The sequence below is a fragment of the Streptomyces sp. Ru72 genome, assembly GCF_002920635.1.
GTDB lineage: Bacteria > Actinomycetota > Actinomycetes > Streptomycetales > Streptomycetaceae > Streptomyces.
Window position 1 is genome coordinate 1 of sequence record NZ_PQSR01000016.1, and the last position, 13,650, is coordinate 13,650.

Annotated in this window: 11 protein-coding genes; 5 read left to right on the forward strand and 6 right to left on the reverse strand. The window is 72.2% G+C overall.

Annotated elements, in window-relative coordinates:
• A partial coding sequence (locus tag C3488_RS10355; RefSeq protein ID WP_103839063.1) for an RluA family pseudouridine synthase occupies window positions 1–789 on the forward strand: 789 nt, incomplete at its 5' end.
• A 4-nt stretch (window positions 790–793) separates the two neighbouring features.
• Here the strand turns inward: C3488_RS10355 and C3488_RS10360 are convergent.
• From C3488_RS10360 to C3488_RS10385, 6 genes are all read right to left on the reverse strand, one after another.
• Window positions 794–2,311 (reverse strand): cytochrome P450, encoded by a 1,518-nt coding sequence (locus C3488_RS10360; RefSeq protein WP_258053366.1) that lies wholly within the window; start codon window positions 2,309–2,311, stop codon window positions 794–796.
• Between the two features lie 197 nt (window positions 2,312–2,508).
• Window positions 2,509–3,129, reverse strand: coding sequence for an ATP/GTP-binding protein (locus C3488_RS10365; RefSeq protein WP_103839064.1), 621 nt, complete (start codon window positions 3,127–3,129; stop codon window positions 2,509–2,511).
• Window positions 3,110–3,526: a DUF742 domain-containing protein gene (locus C3488_RS10370; RefSeq protein WP_103839065.1), complete on the reverse strand. Its 417-nt coding sequence runs from the start codon at window positions 3,524–3,526 to the stop codon at window positions 3,110–3,112. Before C3488_RS10370 ends, C3488_RS10365 begins: the two co-directional genes overlap by 20 nt.
• Complete coding sequence (locus tag C3488_RS10375; RefSeq protein WP_103839066.1) at window positions 3,523–3,930, reverse strand: roadblock/LC7 domain-containing protein; 408 nt, start codon at window positions 3,928–3,930, stop codon at window positions 3,523–3,525. The genes C3488_RS10370 and C3488_RS10375 overlap by 4 nt, the downstream gene beginning before the upstream one ends.
• The gene (locus C3488_RS10380; protein ID WP_103839067.1) at window positions 3,927–5,552 is read right to left on the reverse strand and encodes a sensor histidine kinase KdpD; all 1,626 of its coding nucleotides are present in this window, start codon (window positions 5,550–5,552) and stop codon (window positions 3,927–3,929) included. Before C3488_RS10380 ends, C3488_RS10375 begins: the two co-directional genes overlap by 4 nt.
• Window positions 5,553–6,005: 453 nt before the next feature.
• Entirely contained in the window at window positions 6,006–6,632 is a 627-nt protein-coding gene (locus C3488_RS10385) for a TetR/AcrR family transcriptional regulator (protein WP_103839068.1), read from the reverse strand.
• 191 nt (window positions 6,633–6,823) lie between these two features.
• On the opposite strand from C3488_RS10385, the gene C3488_RS10390 reads away from it, so the two are divergent.
• The 4 genes from C3488_RS10390 (at window position 6,824) to atzF (ending at window position 13,587) form a co-directional block, all read left to right on the forward strand.
• Window positions 6,824–7,648, forward strand: coding sequence for an urea amidolyase associated protein UAAP1 (locus C3488_RS10390; RefSeq protein ID WP_103839069.1), 825 nt, complete (start codon window positions 6,824–6,826; stop codon window positions 7,646–7,648).
• Window positions 7,645–8,262 (forward strand): urea amidolyase associated protein UAAP2, encoded by a 618-nt coding sequence (locus C3488_RS10395; protein WP_103839070.1) that lies wholly within the window; start codon window positions 7,645–7,647, stop codon window positions 8,260–8,262. The genes C3488_RS10390 and C3488_RS10395 overlap by 4 nt, the downstream gene beginning before the upstream one ends.
• Window positions 8,259–11,780, forward strand: a complete 3,522-nt coding sequence (locus C3488_RS10400) for a 5-oxoprolinase/urea amidolyase family protein (protein WP_103839071.1) — start codon at window positions 8,259–8,261, stop codon at window positions 11,778–11,780. Before C3488_RS10395 ends, C3488_RS10400 begins: the two co-directional genes overlap by 4 nt.
• A gap of 139 nt (window positions 11,781–11,919) precedes the next feature.
• Window positions 11,920–13,587 (forward strand): allophanate hydrolase, encoded by a 1,668-nt coding sequence (atzF, locus tag C3488_RS10405; RefSeq protein WP_103839072.1) that lies wholly within the window; start codon window positions 11,920–11,922, stop codon window positions 13,585–13,587.
• The last annotated feature ends 63 nt before the right edge of the window (window positions 13,588–13,650 follow it).

A 13,650-nucleotide genomic window follows, 5' to 3' on the forward strand; every position in this document is an offset into this window, starting at 1 on the left:
TGCTCGAGGCGGGACGTCGTCGTCGGGGCGGACGGGCGGCCCGTCGCCCCGGACGCGGCGTATGTGCCGGGCATGTACGTGTGGTTCCACCGTGCGTTGCCCGACGAGCCACGTGTCCCGTATCCCGTCGACGTGGTGTACCGGGACGAGCACATCGTCGTCGCCGACAAGCCGCACTTCCTCGCCACCACCCCGCGTGGCAGCCATGTAGCCGAGACCGCCCTCGCCCGGCTCCGGCGCGACCTGGGCATCCCGGCGCTGACCGCCGCGCACCGGCTGGACCGGCTCACCGCCGGGCTGGTGCTGTTCACCGTGCGGCCCGAGGAGCGCGGCAGCTATCAGTCGCTGTTCCGCGACCGGCGCGTCACCAAGGAGTACGAGGCCGTCGCCCCGTACGGCCCCGAGGTCGCCCTTCCCCGCACCGTGCGCAGCCGGATCGTGAAGGAACGCGGGGTGATGACGGCCCGGGAGGTGCCGGGCGAGCCCAACGCGGTCAGCCGGATCGAGCTGCTGGAGCACCGCGCCGGGCTCGGGCGCTACCGGCTGCTGCCGTTCACCGGGCAGACCCACCAGCTGCGCGTGCACATGAACGCGCTGGGCCTGCCGATCCTCGGAGACCCGCTGTACCCGGTGGTGGCGGCCCCCGCGCCGGCCGGTGACTTCCGGCGCCCGCTGCAACTGCTGGCGCGGGTGCTGGAGTTCACCGATCCGGTCACGGAGCGCGCGCACCGCTTCGTCAGCGAGAGGGTGCTCGAGGCCTGGCCGGCGGACGAGGCGTGGGCCGGGTAGCGGCTCAGCGCCCGCGCCATCGTCGCAGCATCCGGCGCCACAGTCCGGGCCGGGGCCACGGCTCGGCGGCCGGTTGCGAGGGTGCCCGCACCGCGGCCGGCGGTGGGGGCGGAGCCGGCAGCGGCTCCGGGGCGGCAGGGGCGCTCCCGGCGGCGGAGGCCGTCGTGATCTCCCAGTCGTTGCGCTGCGCGGGCGCCGGCCGCAGCGACGGCTGCTGTGTCACGTCCTGGGGCGGCTTCGGCTGGAACCGCACCGGCAGCTGCACCAGGTGTCGCGACGCGATGGACGCGGTCCAGCGCAACTCCTCCTCGTCGCAGTCGAGTTCGAGGTCGGGCAGCCGCGTCAGCAGCGCGTCGATGCCGGTGTCGGCGATGGCACGCCCGATGTCCTGGCCGGGGCACTCGTGCGGGCCGCCGCCGAAGGCGAGGTGGGAGCGGTTGCCCTGCATGTTGGCCGAGAGGTCGGGCCGTACCCGGGGGTCCACGTTGCCGGGCGCGATGGCGAAGAGCAGTCCGTCGCCCTTGCGGATCCGCTGTCCGCCCAGCTCCGTGTCCTGCTTGGCGAAGTAGCCGAGGATGCTGCTGAACGGCGGCTCGTCCCACAGGGACTGCTCGACCGCCTCGGGCACCGTCATCTGGCCGCCCCGGAGCTGCGCCCGGAACCGGGGATCGGTGAGGATCATCCGCAGCACGTTGGCGAGGAGGTTGGCGGTGGCCTCGTAGGCGGCGATCAGGACCACCCGCAGGTGCTCCCTGATCTCGTCGTCGGTGAGCCGGGCCGGGTGGTTGATGAGGTGGGTGGTGAAGTCGTCGTCGGGATCGGTCCTGCGGCGGGCGACGAGCCGGCCGAGAGCGTCCACGATGTACTGGTTGCTGGCGATCGCGGTCTCGGTGCCCTTGAGCATGTCGCGGGCGGCGTGCACGATCCGGTCGTTGTACTCCTCGCCCATGCCGAGCACCTCGCACATCACCGCCATCGGGAGGTGGTCGGCGAACTGGCCGACGAGGTCGGCCCGGCCCTGTTCGCAGAAGCGGTTGACGAGGTACTGCGTCGCGCGGTTGATGAACCGGCGCAGGCCCCGGTAGTCGATGGTCGACATGGCGCCGGTGACCGCGCCGCGCAGCCGCAGATGCTCGTCGCCCTCGGCGTGCGAGCAGATGGGCTGCCAGGCGAAGTGCGGCGTCAGCGGGTGGTCGGGCTTGACCTCGCCGCTCACCAACGGGGCCCAGATGCGGCTGTCACGGGTGAAGTGCGCGGGGCTGCGCACCATGTGCAGGTTCTCCGCGTGCCCCAGCACGACCCAGATCGGCACGTCGTCGTGGAGCAGCGCGGGCGCCACGGGGCCGTGTTCGGCGCGGAGTCTCTCGTACAGGGCTCCCAGGTCCTCCGCTTCGGGACCGTACAGCCGGCGCACTCCGCCGGGGCCGAGACCGTGGGCCGGACAGCCGGGCGGCGGGACGGCCGAGGAGGCGTCCGTGCCGGTGTGGTCGCTGCCGGTCAGGGAGGGGGATTCAGGCGTCACGATGATCGCTCCGGAACGTCAGGTCGAACCTGTGTCTTGGGGTGGGGATGGGAACGGGCACGGAACTTGGGGGTGGCGACGCGGGCGCTCTCACACGGCCGCGATCGCCTGCACGCGGGGGGCGTGGACGCGTTCATACGAGGCGTGGACGCGTTCACACGGAGGCGCGGGCGCGTCCACGCGGCGCGCGGGCGCCCTCATACGGGGGCGCGGCGCATCGCCAGGGAGTGCAGGAAGCGCATCAGCGTCATCAGGACCTCACGGCTGGAGGCCCGGCGCCGGGCGTCACACTCCATGATCGGGATCTCGACGGCCAGATCGAGTGCCCCGCGCAGTTCCTCGATGGGGTAACGGGGCGCGTCGGGGAAGGAGTTGACGGCGACCACGAAGGGCACGCCGCGCTCCTCCAGTCGGCCGATGACATCGAAGCTGACCTCGAGACGGCGGGTGTCGAGCAGGACGACGGCGCCGAGCGCGCCCTCGAACAGGCCGTTCCAAAGGAACCAGAAGCGTTCCTGGCCCGGGGTGCCGAACAGGTACAGCACCAGCTGCTCGGTGATGCTGATCCGGCCGAAGTCCATGGCCACGGTGGTGGCCGTCTTGCTGTCGGAGCCGTAGTCGTCGTCGACTCCGATGCCCGCCTGGGTCATGGTCTCCTCGGTCGTCAGCGGCCTGATCTCGCTGACGGAACCGACCATGGTGGTCTTGCCGACCCCGAACCCGCCCACGATGACGATCTTGACCGCGGCCTGCGTGGAGTGCGGCAGGTGGTCCTCGGGAGGCGGCCCCGGGACGGTGTCAGAGCTTTTGAAGTCCATGCATCACCGCTTCGAGGAGGGAACGGTCGGGCACCGCCTGCCGGACGATCGGGGCGCGTGCCTGGACCAGTTCGGCCGCCAGCAGGTCGGTGATCAGCATGGTCACCACACTGAACGGCAGACTGAGGTAGGCCGAGATCTCGGCCACGGACAGGGGGGCCTGGCAGAGCCGGAGCAGCGCCGACTGCTCCGGCGTGGCGGCGGGCGGCGGGTCGGCGCTGGTCACGATCAGGGTGACCAGGTCGATGGGGGCCCGTTCGCCCCCGTCGGCCGTGCCGGCGAGGATGTACAGCCGCTCGGGCTGCTTCCCCTCGCCGTCCGCCGCGCCGCCTTCGGTGACAGGCTCCTGGGGAGGCTGTTCCTGGGGATGGCGCCGGCGCCGTTGCGGAGGAGTCATACGGTCTGCCCGGTCCGTCGCGGCGGACTCGTCAGGTGGTCGCCGATGCGGATGACGAGATCGCGCATGCGGTTGCTCATCAGGCCGGCCTCGGCCACCACGTCGGAGAGCACCGCCAGGTAGGCGTTCGGACCGGCCTCCATCATGTAGAAGTAGCCGCCGTCGATCTCGATGATGACCATGCGCATCCGGCCGTCGCTGTCCGGCATCTCGGCTGCGACCGCCCCGGCCAGGCTCTGCAGTCCGGCGCAGGCCGCGGCGACACGGTCGGCGGCGTCCGGATCGCCGCCGTGGCGGGCGATGCGCAGTCCGTCGGCGGAGAGCACCACGATCTGGTGGATGCCCGGCACGCCGTCGGCGAGTTCCTTCAGCAACCAGTCCAGGTTGCCTCGCTGCTGGATCACTTCGGGTCCCCCTCGTCGTCGGCCTGGGCAGCGGCCGGCTCGTCGGTGCTGGTGGTTGCGTACGCGTCGTCGTCCGGCGGCCCGGAGGAGAAGGCGTTCGGGTCCGGGTCGGCCTTGAGCCCGGCGAAGAACGCCTCCACCCACATGCCGGGCGGCGGCTCGTCCTTCTTCTTGCGTTCACGCTCGGGCCTGACGGGCGCGTGGCTTCTGGCTTGGATGGCCTGGGCGGCGGCCTCCGCGGCGGCCGCCTCGGCGATCTGCTGGCTCAGCGGGATCTTCACCCGGCTGCGGCGCTGCGGCAGGCCGCCCGCCGTCCACTCGGTGACCACGGGGACGTCGTCCTCCAGGGACAGCCGCTCCCTGACCCGAGGCCCGGTGGTGGGGCGGCGGGGCTTCTCCTTGCGCTTGGGCCCTTCGACGCCGTCGTTGTCCAGGGTCGGAATGGAGGTGATGCCGACGCCGTGGGCCTGCCCGGGGGCGGGGTCGGTGGTCGTCATGTCGTTCGGGACGACGAGGATGGCGCGGACACCGCCGTACGCCGACTTCCGAAGCGAGACCTCCATGTTGAACATGGACGACAGGCGGCCGACGACGGCGAGCCCCAGGCGCGGGGCCTCACCGAGCTGCTGGACGTCCACACCGGCCTGGGCCTCGGCGAGCATCCTCTCGACCTTGGCGCGGTTCTCCCCGCTGAGACTGACTCCGCCGTCCTCGATCTCGACGCAGACACCGGTCTGCACCTCGGTGGCGGTGACGTGCACCTTGGTGTTGGGCGGCGAGTAGCGCGTGGCGTTGTCGAGGAGTTCGGCGGCGGCGTGGATGATCGGCTCGACCGACTCGCCCCGGATGTTGACCTTGGCGATGGAGTGCAGCTCGATGCGGCGGTACTCCAGGATGCGGCTCATCGCGCCGCGCAGACAGCTGTACAGCGGCACGGGCTGGGGCCACTTGCGGCCGGGGCGGCCGCCGCCGATGACGGCGATGGAGTCGGCGAGACGGCCGATGAGCGCGTTGCCGTGGTCGAGGCGCAGCAGGTCGTCGAAGACCTCGGGGGTCAGGCCGTGGTCCTCCTCCATCTCCCGCAGTTCGTTGGCCTGCTGGTGGACGATGGCCTGGACCCGGCGGGCGATGTGGACGAAGGCGCGCAGAGCGGAGTCGCGCCGCGCGATCTCACGGTCGATGACCTGCAGGACGGTCTTCAGCAACCGGCGCTGCGCGTCGGGGATCCCGCGGAACTCCGGGGTGCCGTCGACGAGCTGGGTGATCACCTGTCCGGGCGAGATGGCTTCGCGCAGCTTGGCGACCGCCCTGGGCACGATCTCGGTGCGGAGGTAGTCGAGGTCGTCGTTCTGGGAGGCGATCCGCCGCTCCAGGAAGGCGGTGCGCTCCGCGCACTCGGCGCGCAGCGCACGCAGGGCGCGCTCACGGTGGACCGCCACGGCCGCGACGGCGGTCACCAGGACCGTGGCGAGGGCCCCGCACCAGCCGACGGTGGTCCGGGCCGGCCCGGTGAGCGCGGCGACGGCGGCCCCCGTCGCCGCGCACATCAGTATGAACGGCACCAACAGCACGCGTGTGTAGGGAAGTTCACGGCCACCGGGAGGCGATTGAACACTCACCATGTATGCCCTCTGAGACTGAATCGGCTGGATCGGGGGGTGCGTAGCGGAAAAGACGGGTAGGTACCGGATCGAAACGGGGCGACAATTGGATCTTCGTTATGTTTGGGAACAGGCGCACGAATACGCCCCAACTCGGTGCGCCGCGGGCGAGCTTAGTCCGACCGGATCATCGCCATGTCATATTCGGCAAGCACCTGAAATGCCCATCACGTCAGGAGTACGCTCGGCATTTTTCATACGTTCCGCTGTGATTCGAACACACACTGTCACGGCGTACGGGCGGCCGAGACCGGTGCCCCTCGCAGGTGAATTCCCCTGCGCGGCAGTGGACTTGACGGCCTGAGACCCGATGCCCCGAGCCGCTGAGATTCGGAGGCCCTGAGGCCCTGGGACTCTGAGACTCTGAGACCCGGCGCTCTGCGGCCCTGAGGCTCCGAGTCCCCGAGGAAAGCCTCAGACCCCCGCGATGCGCAGCGCCGCGTCCGCCGTGGCCTCCGCGAAGACGGACACCGGGCGGTCCGGGTCGGAGCGGTGGACCAGGATGACGCCTTCGATCAGCCCGAAGACCAGATCCGTCCGCAGGTCCAGCTCACCCTTGGCGAGGCCGGAGCCCGCGCGGGTGGCGGCGATCAACTGCCGGTAGGCGTCCTTGAGTTCGGCGCGCACCGCATGGAAGCCGGCGAACCGCTCGGAGCGCACCTCGGGCAGCAGGTAGAGACCCCCCAGGTTGTGCGGGCCGCCGCAGAGCAGCTCGACGTCGGTGCGGCACAGCTCCCACAACCGGTCCTCGGCCGGGGCGGTGTCGTCGGCGAGCAGGTCGCGCGCGCAGGACAGCGAGGGCGTGACGGTGGACTCCAGCAGCTCGGCGAGCAGTTCCTCCTTGCCGGACACGTAGTGGTACATGGAGGCCTGCCGCATCCCGGCCCGCTCGGCGACGGCGCGCGTGGTGGTCGCGGCATATCCGTGGGTGGTGAACAACTCGGCGGCCGCCGTGAGGAGCTCGTCGCGCGGCGACAGTCCGCTGTCGGGCCGCCGCTCCGCCCGCGGCCTGCCGACCCGCCGCCCGCCACCGGTTCCCATGCGGTCGATCCTCGCACATGACGCCGTACGGCGATCTCGGCTCGGTGCGACAGCTCCGCCCGGCGCCCGGCGTGAGGGACCGGAAACCAACCGGCAACGCCCGGGACACGGCGGCGACCCGCTCCCGGCCTAATTTCTGTCAAGCGACAGAAATGACCGCAGCAGTCACCCGACCCCCGAAAGGTCCCGCGATGGCGACAGCGACCACCTACGGAGCACGCGACCACGCCCGGGCACAGGAGGGCGCCCGTGCCGAGGCCATGCCCGTCGTACCGGCGAGCGCCTGGCCGGCGCCGCCCTGCGAGGCGGGCCACCTGGTGTGGGCGGAGACCGTGGCGGGCGGCAACTACACGCACAGGGTGCTGGCCCGCGGCACCGAGTTGCGGCTGACGGATCTGCGCGGCGACGCCTGCGCCCACCTGCTGCTGTTCGTCGCCGACCGCCCGTGGGAGCGGCTGAACGTGGCCGACACGGTCAAGGTGCAGTGGAACGCGTACCTCGGTGAGGGACGGCTGCTCCTGTCCGACCAGGGCCGCGTCCTCGCGTCGGTCGTCGCCGACACCTCCGGGCGGCACGACGCCCTGTGCGGCACCTCCACGCTCGCCCGCAACACCGAGCGCTACGGGGACGGCACCCCGCACTCCACGTCCCCCGCCGGACGCGAGTTGTTCAAGCTGGGCGCCGCGAAGAACGGGCTTCAGCCGCGCGATCTGCCGCCGTCGCTGTCGTTCTTCCAGGGCGTGGAGGTCCGCGAGGACGGTGCCCTCGACTTCACGGGCTCCGTCGGCCCCGGCGGCAGCGTCACCCTGCGCGCCGAGCAGGACGTCACGGTGCTCATCGCCAACGTCCCCCACCCGGTCGATCCGCGCCCCGACTACGTGTGCACCCCGCTGGAGGTCCTCGCCTGGCGCTCGGCGGCGACCCGCCCCGGAGACCAGTTGTGGGAGGCCACCCCCGAGGGCCGCCGAGCCTTCCTGAACACCGCCGAATTCCTCGCCGCGAGGGGGCTCTCATGAAGACCGTGAAGACCGTCGTTCCGGCCCGTGCCGCCTGGTCGTCCGTCGTCCGCAGCGGCGAGACGCTGACCGTCACCGACCTGTACGGCAACCAGGCCGTCGACTTCCTCGTCTACGACGCACACGACACGTCCGTGCGCTACAGCGCCCCCGACACGATCCAGGCGCAGGGCACCGTCTTCCTGACCACGGGCAGTGTGCTGCTGTCCAACGAGCACACTCCGCTCATGACGGTCGTCGCCGACGACGTGGGCCGCCACGACACGGTCGGCGGCGCCTGCTCCAAGGAGTCGAACACGCTCCGGTACGGCCACCACACCTGGTCGCAGCACGCCTGCGTGGACAACTTCCTCGCGGAGGGCGCCAAGTACGGCCTGGGCAAGCGCGACCTGGTGTCCAACATCAACTGGTACATGAACGTTCCCGTCGAGAAGGACGGCACCCTCGGCATCGTCGACGGCATCTCGGCCCCCGGCCTCTCGCTGACCCTGCGGGCCGAGCGGGACGTCCTCGTGCTCGTCTCCAACTGCCCCCAGATCAACAATCCGTGCAACGGCTTCGAGCCGACGGCCGTGGAGATGACGATCGGAGCAGGCCGGGGGGACACCGCATGAGCTTCGACACGCTGATGGTCGCCAACCGGGGCGAGATCGCCGTCCGCATCCTGCGCACGGCCCACGAGCTCGGCCTGCGCACGGTCGCGGTCTACTCCGACGCGGACCGCTCGGCACCCCACGTCCGTCTCGCCGACCAGGCGGTACGGCTGGGCCCGGCACCCGCGAAGGAGTCCTACCTCGATCCGGACCTGGTGCTGAAGGCCGCCAAGGACACGGGCGCGGGGGCGATCCACCCCGGCTACGGCTTCCTGTCCGAGGACGCCGCGTTCGCGCGCCGCTGCGAGGACGCCGGGATCGTGTTCGTGGGCCCGACCCCCGAACAGCTGGAGCTGTTCGGCACCAAGCACACCGCGCGGGCCGCGGCCCGCGCGGCGGGAGTACCGCTGGCCCCGGGCACGGGCCTGCTCGCCTCCCTGGCGGAGGCGCTGGACCAGGCCGACATGATCGGCTATCCGGTGATGCTCAAGGCGACCGGCGGTGGCGGCGGCATCGGTATGTCGGCTTGTCGATCCGCCGCCGAACTGACCGAGGCCTGGGAGCGGGTGCAGCGGGTCGCCGCCGCCTCCTTCTCCACGGCCGGTGTCTTCCTCGAGCGGCTCGTCGAGCACGCCCGCCATGTCGAGGTGCAGATCTTCGGCGACGGCGCGGGGAAGGTCGTGACCTTCGGCGACCGCGACTGCTCCCTCCAGCGCCGCAACCAGAAGGTCGTGGAGGAGGCGCCGGCACCGGGACTCCCGCCCCGCATACGGCGGCAACTGGCCGACTCCGCCCGCGACCTGTGCGCCTCCGTCGGCTACCGGTCGGCCGGCACCGTTGAGTTCGTGTACGACGCGGTCCGCGAGGAGGCGTACTTCCTGGAGGTCAACACCCGCCTCCAGGTCGAGCACCCGGTCACCGAGGAGACATACGGCGTCGACCTCGTCGCCTGGATGCTGCGCCTGGCGCGCGGTGACCACGGCGTCGTACGGGACCCGGACCCGCCCCGCGGCCACGCCGTCGAGGCCCGCCTCTACGCCGAGGACCCCTCCCGCGACCACCGGCCCGGCGCCGGACTGCTCACCCGGGTCGAGTTCCCGCAGGGCGTGCGCGTGGACGGCTGGATCGAGACGGGCACGGAGGTCACCACCTCCTACGACCCCCTGCTCGCCAAGGTCATCGCCTACGGTCCGGACCGGGAGCACGCGCTGCGGCGACTGGACGAGGCCCTTGCCCGCACCCGGGTCGACGGCATCGAGACCAACCTGGGCCAGATCCGTGCGGCCCTCGCGGCCGAATCCTTCCGGTCCGCCACGCACTCCACGGCGACCCTCGCCACCGTCACGGACCCCACCCCGCGTATCGAGGTCGTGGCGGCCGGAACCCTCACCACCGTGCAGGACTGGCCGGGCCGCACCGGCTACTGGCAGGTCGGCGTGCCCCCGTGCGGCCCGATGGACGACCTGTCCTTCCGGCTCGGCAACCGGGCGCTCGGCAACGCGGAGGGCGCGCCCGGCCTGGAGTGCACGCTCCAGGGGCCGACCCTGCGCTTCACGCACGCCACCACCGTCTGCGTCACGGGCGCCCCCGCACCGGTCACGGTGGAGGGTGCGCCGGTCGCGCAGTGGGAGCCGGTGACGGTGCCGGCGGGAGCGGTCCTGGAGGTCGGGGCACCGTCCGAACACGGGCTGCGTACGTATGTGCTGTTCGCGGGCGGCGGCCTGGACGTGCCCGGCTTCCTGGGAAGCGCGGCCACCTTCACGCTGGGCAGGTTCGGCGGCCACGGCGGCCGGGCGCTGCGCACGGGAGACGTCCTGCACGGCGGCACGGTGGCGACGGGCACCCCGGTGCGGGCCGCCGACCGCCCGGTCTTCACCTCCTCATGGCTGCTGGGAGCCCTGGAAGGTCCCCACGCGGCCCCGGAGTTCTTCACCGAGGACGACATCGACGACTTCTACGCCGCCGAGTGGAAGGTCCACTTCAACTCGGCCCGCACCGGAGTACGCCTGGTGGGGCCCAAGCCGCGTTGGGCGCGTCCGGACGGCGGTGAGGCGGGCCTGCACCCGTCCAATATCCACGACACGCCGTACTCGGTCGGCGCCGTCGACTACACGGGCGACATGCCGGTCCTGCTCGGCCCGGACGGCCCGTCGCTCGGCGGCTTCGTCTGCCCGGCGACGGTGCCCACCCGGGAACGCTGGAAGCTCGGCCAGTTGCGCCCGGGCGACACCGTCCGCTTCGCACCGCTGGCCGACGACGGCACCCCCCGGCCCGCCATCGTGGACGGCGGCGTTCTGGCCCGGGACGGCGATGTGACGTACCGGCGCAGCGGCGACGACAACCTGCTGGTCGAGTTCGGGCCCATGCGGCTGGACCTGGCGCTGCGGATGCGGGTGCACGCGCTGATGGAGGCGGTGTCGCAGGCGTGCATGGACGGGGTCACCGATCTCACCCCCGGCATCCGGTCCCTCCAGATCCAGACCGACCCGCGCCGGCTCGCCCAACCCGAACTCCTCGCGTCCGTGAGAGAGATGGTCGCGGCCCTGCCTCCCACCGACGAACTGGTCGTCCCGTCCCGCACGGTCCACCTCCCCCTGTCCTGGGACGACCCGGCCACCCGTGAGGCCATCGCCCGCTACATGGCGGGCGTCCGCGACGACGCGCCCTGGTGCCCCTGGAACATCGAGTTCATCCGCCGCGTCAACGGCCTGGAATCGGTGGAGGACGTCCACCGCACGGTCTTCGACGCCGAGTACCTGGTGCTGGGCCTGGGCGACGTCTACCTGGGCGCCCCGGTGGCCACACCGCTGGACCCGCGCCACCGCCTGGTCACCACGAAGTACAACCCGGCCCGCACCTGGACCGCCGAGAACTCGGTCGGCATCGGCGGCGCCTACCTGTGCGTGTACGGCATGGAGGGCCCCGGCGGCTACCAGTTCGTGGGCCGGACGACACAGGTCTGGTCGGGATGGCAGCAGCGGGGCGCCTTCGAGCCCGGCTCCCCGTGGCTGCTCCGCTTCTTCGACCGCATCAAGTGGTACCCGGTGAGCGCGGACGAACTGCTCGAACTCCGCGCGGACATCGTCTCGGGCCGCTTCGTGCCGCGGATCGAGGAGGGCGTGTTCTCCCTGGCGGAGTACGAGTCGTTCCTCACCGAGAACGCCGCGGCGATCGCCGGGTTCAGGTCACGTCAGCAGGCCGCCTTCGCCGCGGAACGCGCCGCCTGGGAGGCGTCGGGCGAGTTCGCCCGAGCGGAGACGGCGGTCGTGCCTGCGGCGCGGTCCGAGGTGACGGTTCCGCCGGGTGGCCGGCTCGTGGAGGCCGACTTCGCCGCGTCCGTGTGGCAGGTGAACGTGGCGCCGGGCGACGAGGTGGCGGCAGGACAGCCCCTGCTGGCCCTGGAGGCGATGAAGATGGAGTCGAGGGTGCACGCGCCGACGCCGGGCGTGGTGACAGAGATCCTCACGGAGCCGGGAGCCCAGGTGGAGGCGGGGACCGCCTTGCTGGTCCTCGGCCCCCCGCAGCCGGCGGCAACGTGACGGCGACCCGGGGGTGTGTGGCCGGTCGTTCCTCCCCAAGCTCTCCGCTTCGCTCCGTGCGGGGGACCCCAGGGCGGAACGGGTGGGCACACACCCGCCGGCGGCAACCCGACGTATACGCACCAGCCCAGGAGCACGGATGTCCACCCTGACCCGAGTCCGCCAGGCATACGCCCGGATCGAAGCGGCAGACCGCCCCGAAATCTGGATCGACCTCCGCCCCCGGGAAGAGGTGGAAGCCGAAGCAAGCGCCGTCGACGCCCGAGTGGCCGCAGGCGAGCACCTCCCCCTGGCCGGCCGGCTCTTCGCCGCGAAGGGCAACATCGACGTCGAGGGCCTGCCCACCACGGCCGGCTGCCCGGCCTACGCGTACGCACCCGAAGAGGACGCCCCGGTCGTCGCACGCCTGCGCGCAGCGGGCGCGCTGGTGCTCGGCACAACGAACCTGGACCAGTTCGCCACCGGCCTGGTCGGCACCCGCTCGCCCCACGGCGCCGTACGCAACGCCCACGACCCGTCCCGCGTCAGCGGCGGCTCCAGCTCCGGCTCGGCCGTGGCGGTGGCGCTCGGCATCGTCGACTTCGCCCTGGGTACCGACACCGCGGGCTCGGGCCGCGTCCCGGCCGCCTTCAACGGCATCGTCGGCCTGAAGCCCACCCGCGGCCTCGTTCCCACCACCGGTGTCGTACCGGCCTGCGCCTCGATCGACTGCGTCACGGTGTTCGCCCGTACGCTCCAGGAGGCCGAGCAGGCCCTGACCCACATGGCCTCACCGCCCGACCGCGCGCTCCCGCCGCTCCCCCAGCGGGCTCCCGGTCCGTGGCGCATCGCGGTACCACCGCTCGCCGACCTCGGCGAACTGGACGAGGGCTGGGCCGAGGCCCATGCCGCCGCGGCAGGCCGGCTCGCCGACGCGGGCGCCGAGGTGCGGAGCATCGACCTGGCTCCCTTCACGGAGGCCGCCGCGATGCTGTACGAGGGCGCGTTCGTGGCGGAGCGCTACACGGCGGTCGGGAGCTTTGTCGACAAGTTGATCGCCGAGGGTGGCGCGGGCCTCGACCCGACGGTCGCCGCCATCATCACCCGCGCCCGCGACATCCCGGCCCACCGGCTCTTCGCCGACCAGGCCCGCCTGGCCGCCCTGCGGGCCCGCGCCCTGGCGGAACTGGCCGACGCGGACGCCCTGTTGCTGCCCACCGCGCCGGGACACCCCACCCTCGCCCAGGTCGCCGCGGACCCACTGGGCGCCAACGCCCGTCTGGGCCGCTTCACCAACTCGACAAACCTGTTCGACCTGGCGGCGGTGGCCGTCCCGGCGGGCGAGGTGAACGGACTGCCGTTCGGCGTGATGCTGATCGGTCCGGCGTTCACGGACGAACGCCTGGCCCGGATCGCCCGCGTACTGGAACCGGAGACGCGTGTGGCCGTGGTGGGCGCACACCTGTCGGGCCAGCCCCTGAACCCCCAGCTCCTGGCGCTCGGCGCCCGGCTGGAGCGTACGACGGCCACGGCCCCCGTCTACCGCCTGCACGCCCTGCGCACGGACCCGCCGAAGCCGGGTCTGGTGCACGTCGGCGAGGGCGGAGCGGCGATCGAGACGGAGGTCTGGCGCCTGCCCGCGGAGGGCCTGGGCCGCCTGCTCACCGCTCTGCCCCGCCCGATGGCGCTGGGCAGCGTGGAACTGGCGGACGGCGGCCGAGTCCCGGGCTTCTTGTGCGAACCCGGCGCCTTGACCGGCACCGAGGACATCACGGAGTACGGCGGCTGGCGGACGTATGCAACCCGGAGACAGGGGCAACGGGCCTGAAGGGGCGCGGGCTGTGACATCGTGCGGCTTTGCCGCGCGGGCGCGAACAGCCGCAGCGGCCCG

Bases quoted from the DNA above. Each gene is read 5' to 3' on its own strand.
- C3488_RS10365 (WP_103839064.1), bottom strand. From the start codon at position 3,129: ATGGACTTCAAAAGCTCTGACACCGTCCCGGGGCCGCCTCCCGAGGAC.
- atzF (WP_103839072.1), top strand. From the start codon at position 11,920: ATGTCCACCCTGACCCGAGTCCGCCAGGCATACGCCCGGATCGAAGCG.
- C3488_RS10370 (WP_103839065.1), bottom strand. From the start codon at position 3,526: ATGACTCCTCCGCAACGGCGCCGGCGCCATCCCCAGGAACAGCCTCCC.
- C3488_RS10390 (WP_103839069.1), top strand. From the start codon at position 6,824: ATGGCGACAGCGACCACCTACGGAGCACGCGACCACGCCCGGGCACAG.
- C3488_RS10395 (WP_103839070.1), top strand. From the start codon at position 7,645: ATGAAGACCGTGAAGACCGTCGTTCCGGCCCGTGCCGCCTGGTCGTCC.
- C3488_RS10380 (WP_103839067.1), bottom strand. From the start codon at position 5,552: ATGGTGAGTGTTCAATCGCCTCCCGGTGGCCGTGAACTTCCCTACACA.
- C3488_RS10385 (WP_103839068.1), bottom strand. From the start codon at position 6,632: ATGGGAACCGGTGGCGGGCGGCGGGTCGGCAGGCCGCGGGCGGAGCGG.
- C3488_RS10400 (WP_103839071.1), top strand. From the start codon at position 8,259: ATGAGCTTCGACACGCTGATGGTCGCCAACCGGGGCGAGATCGCCGTC.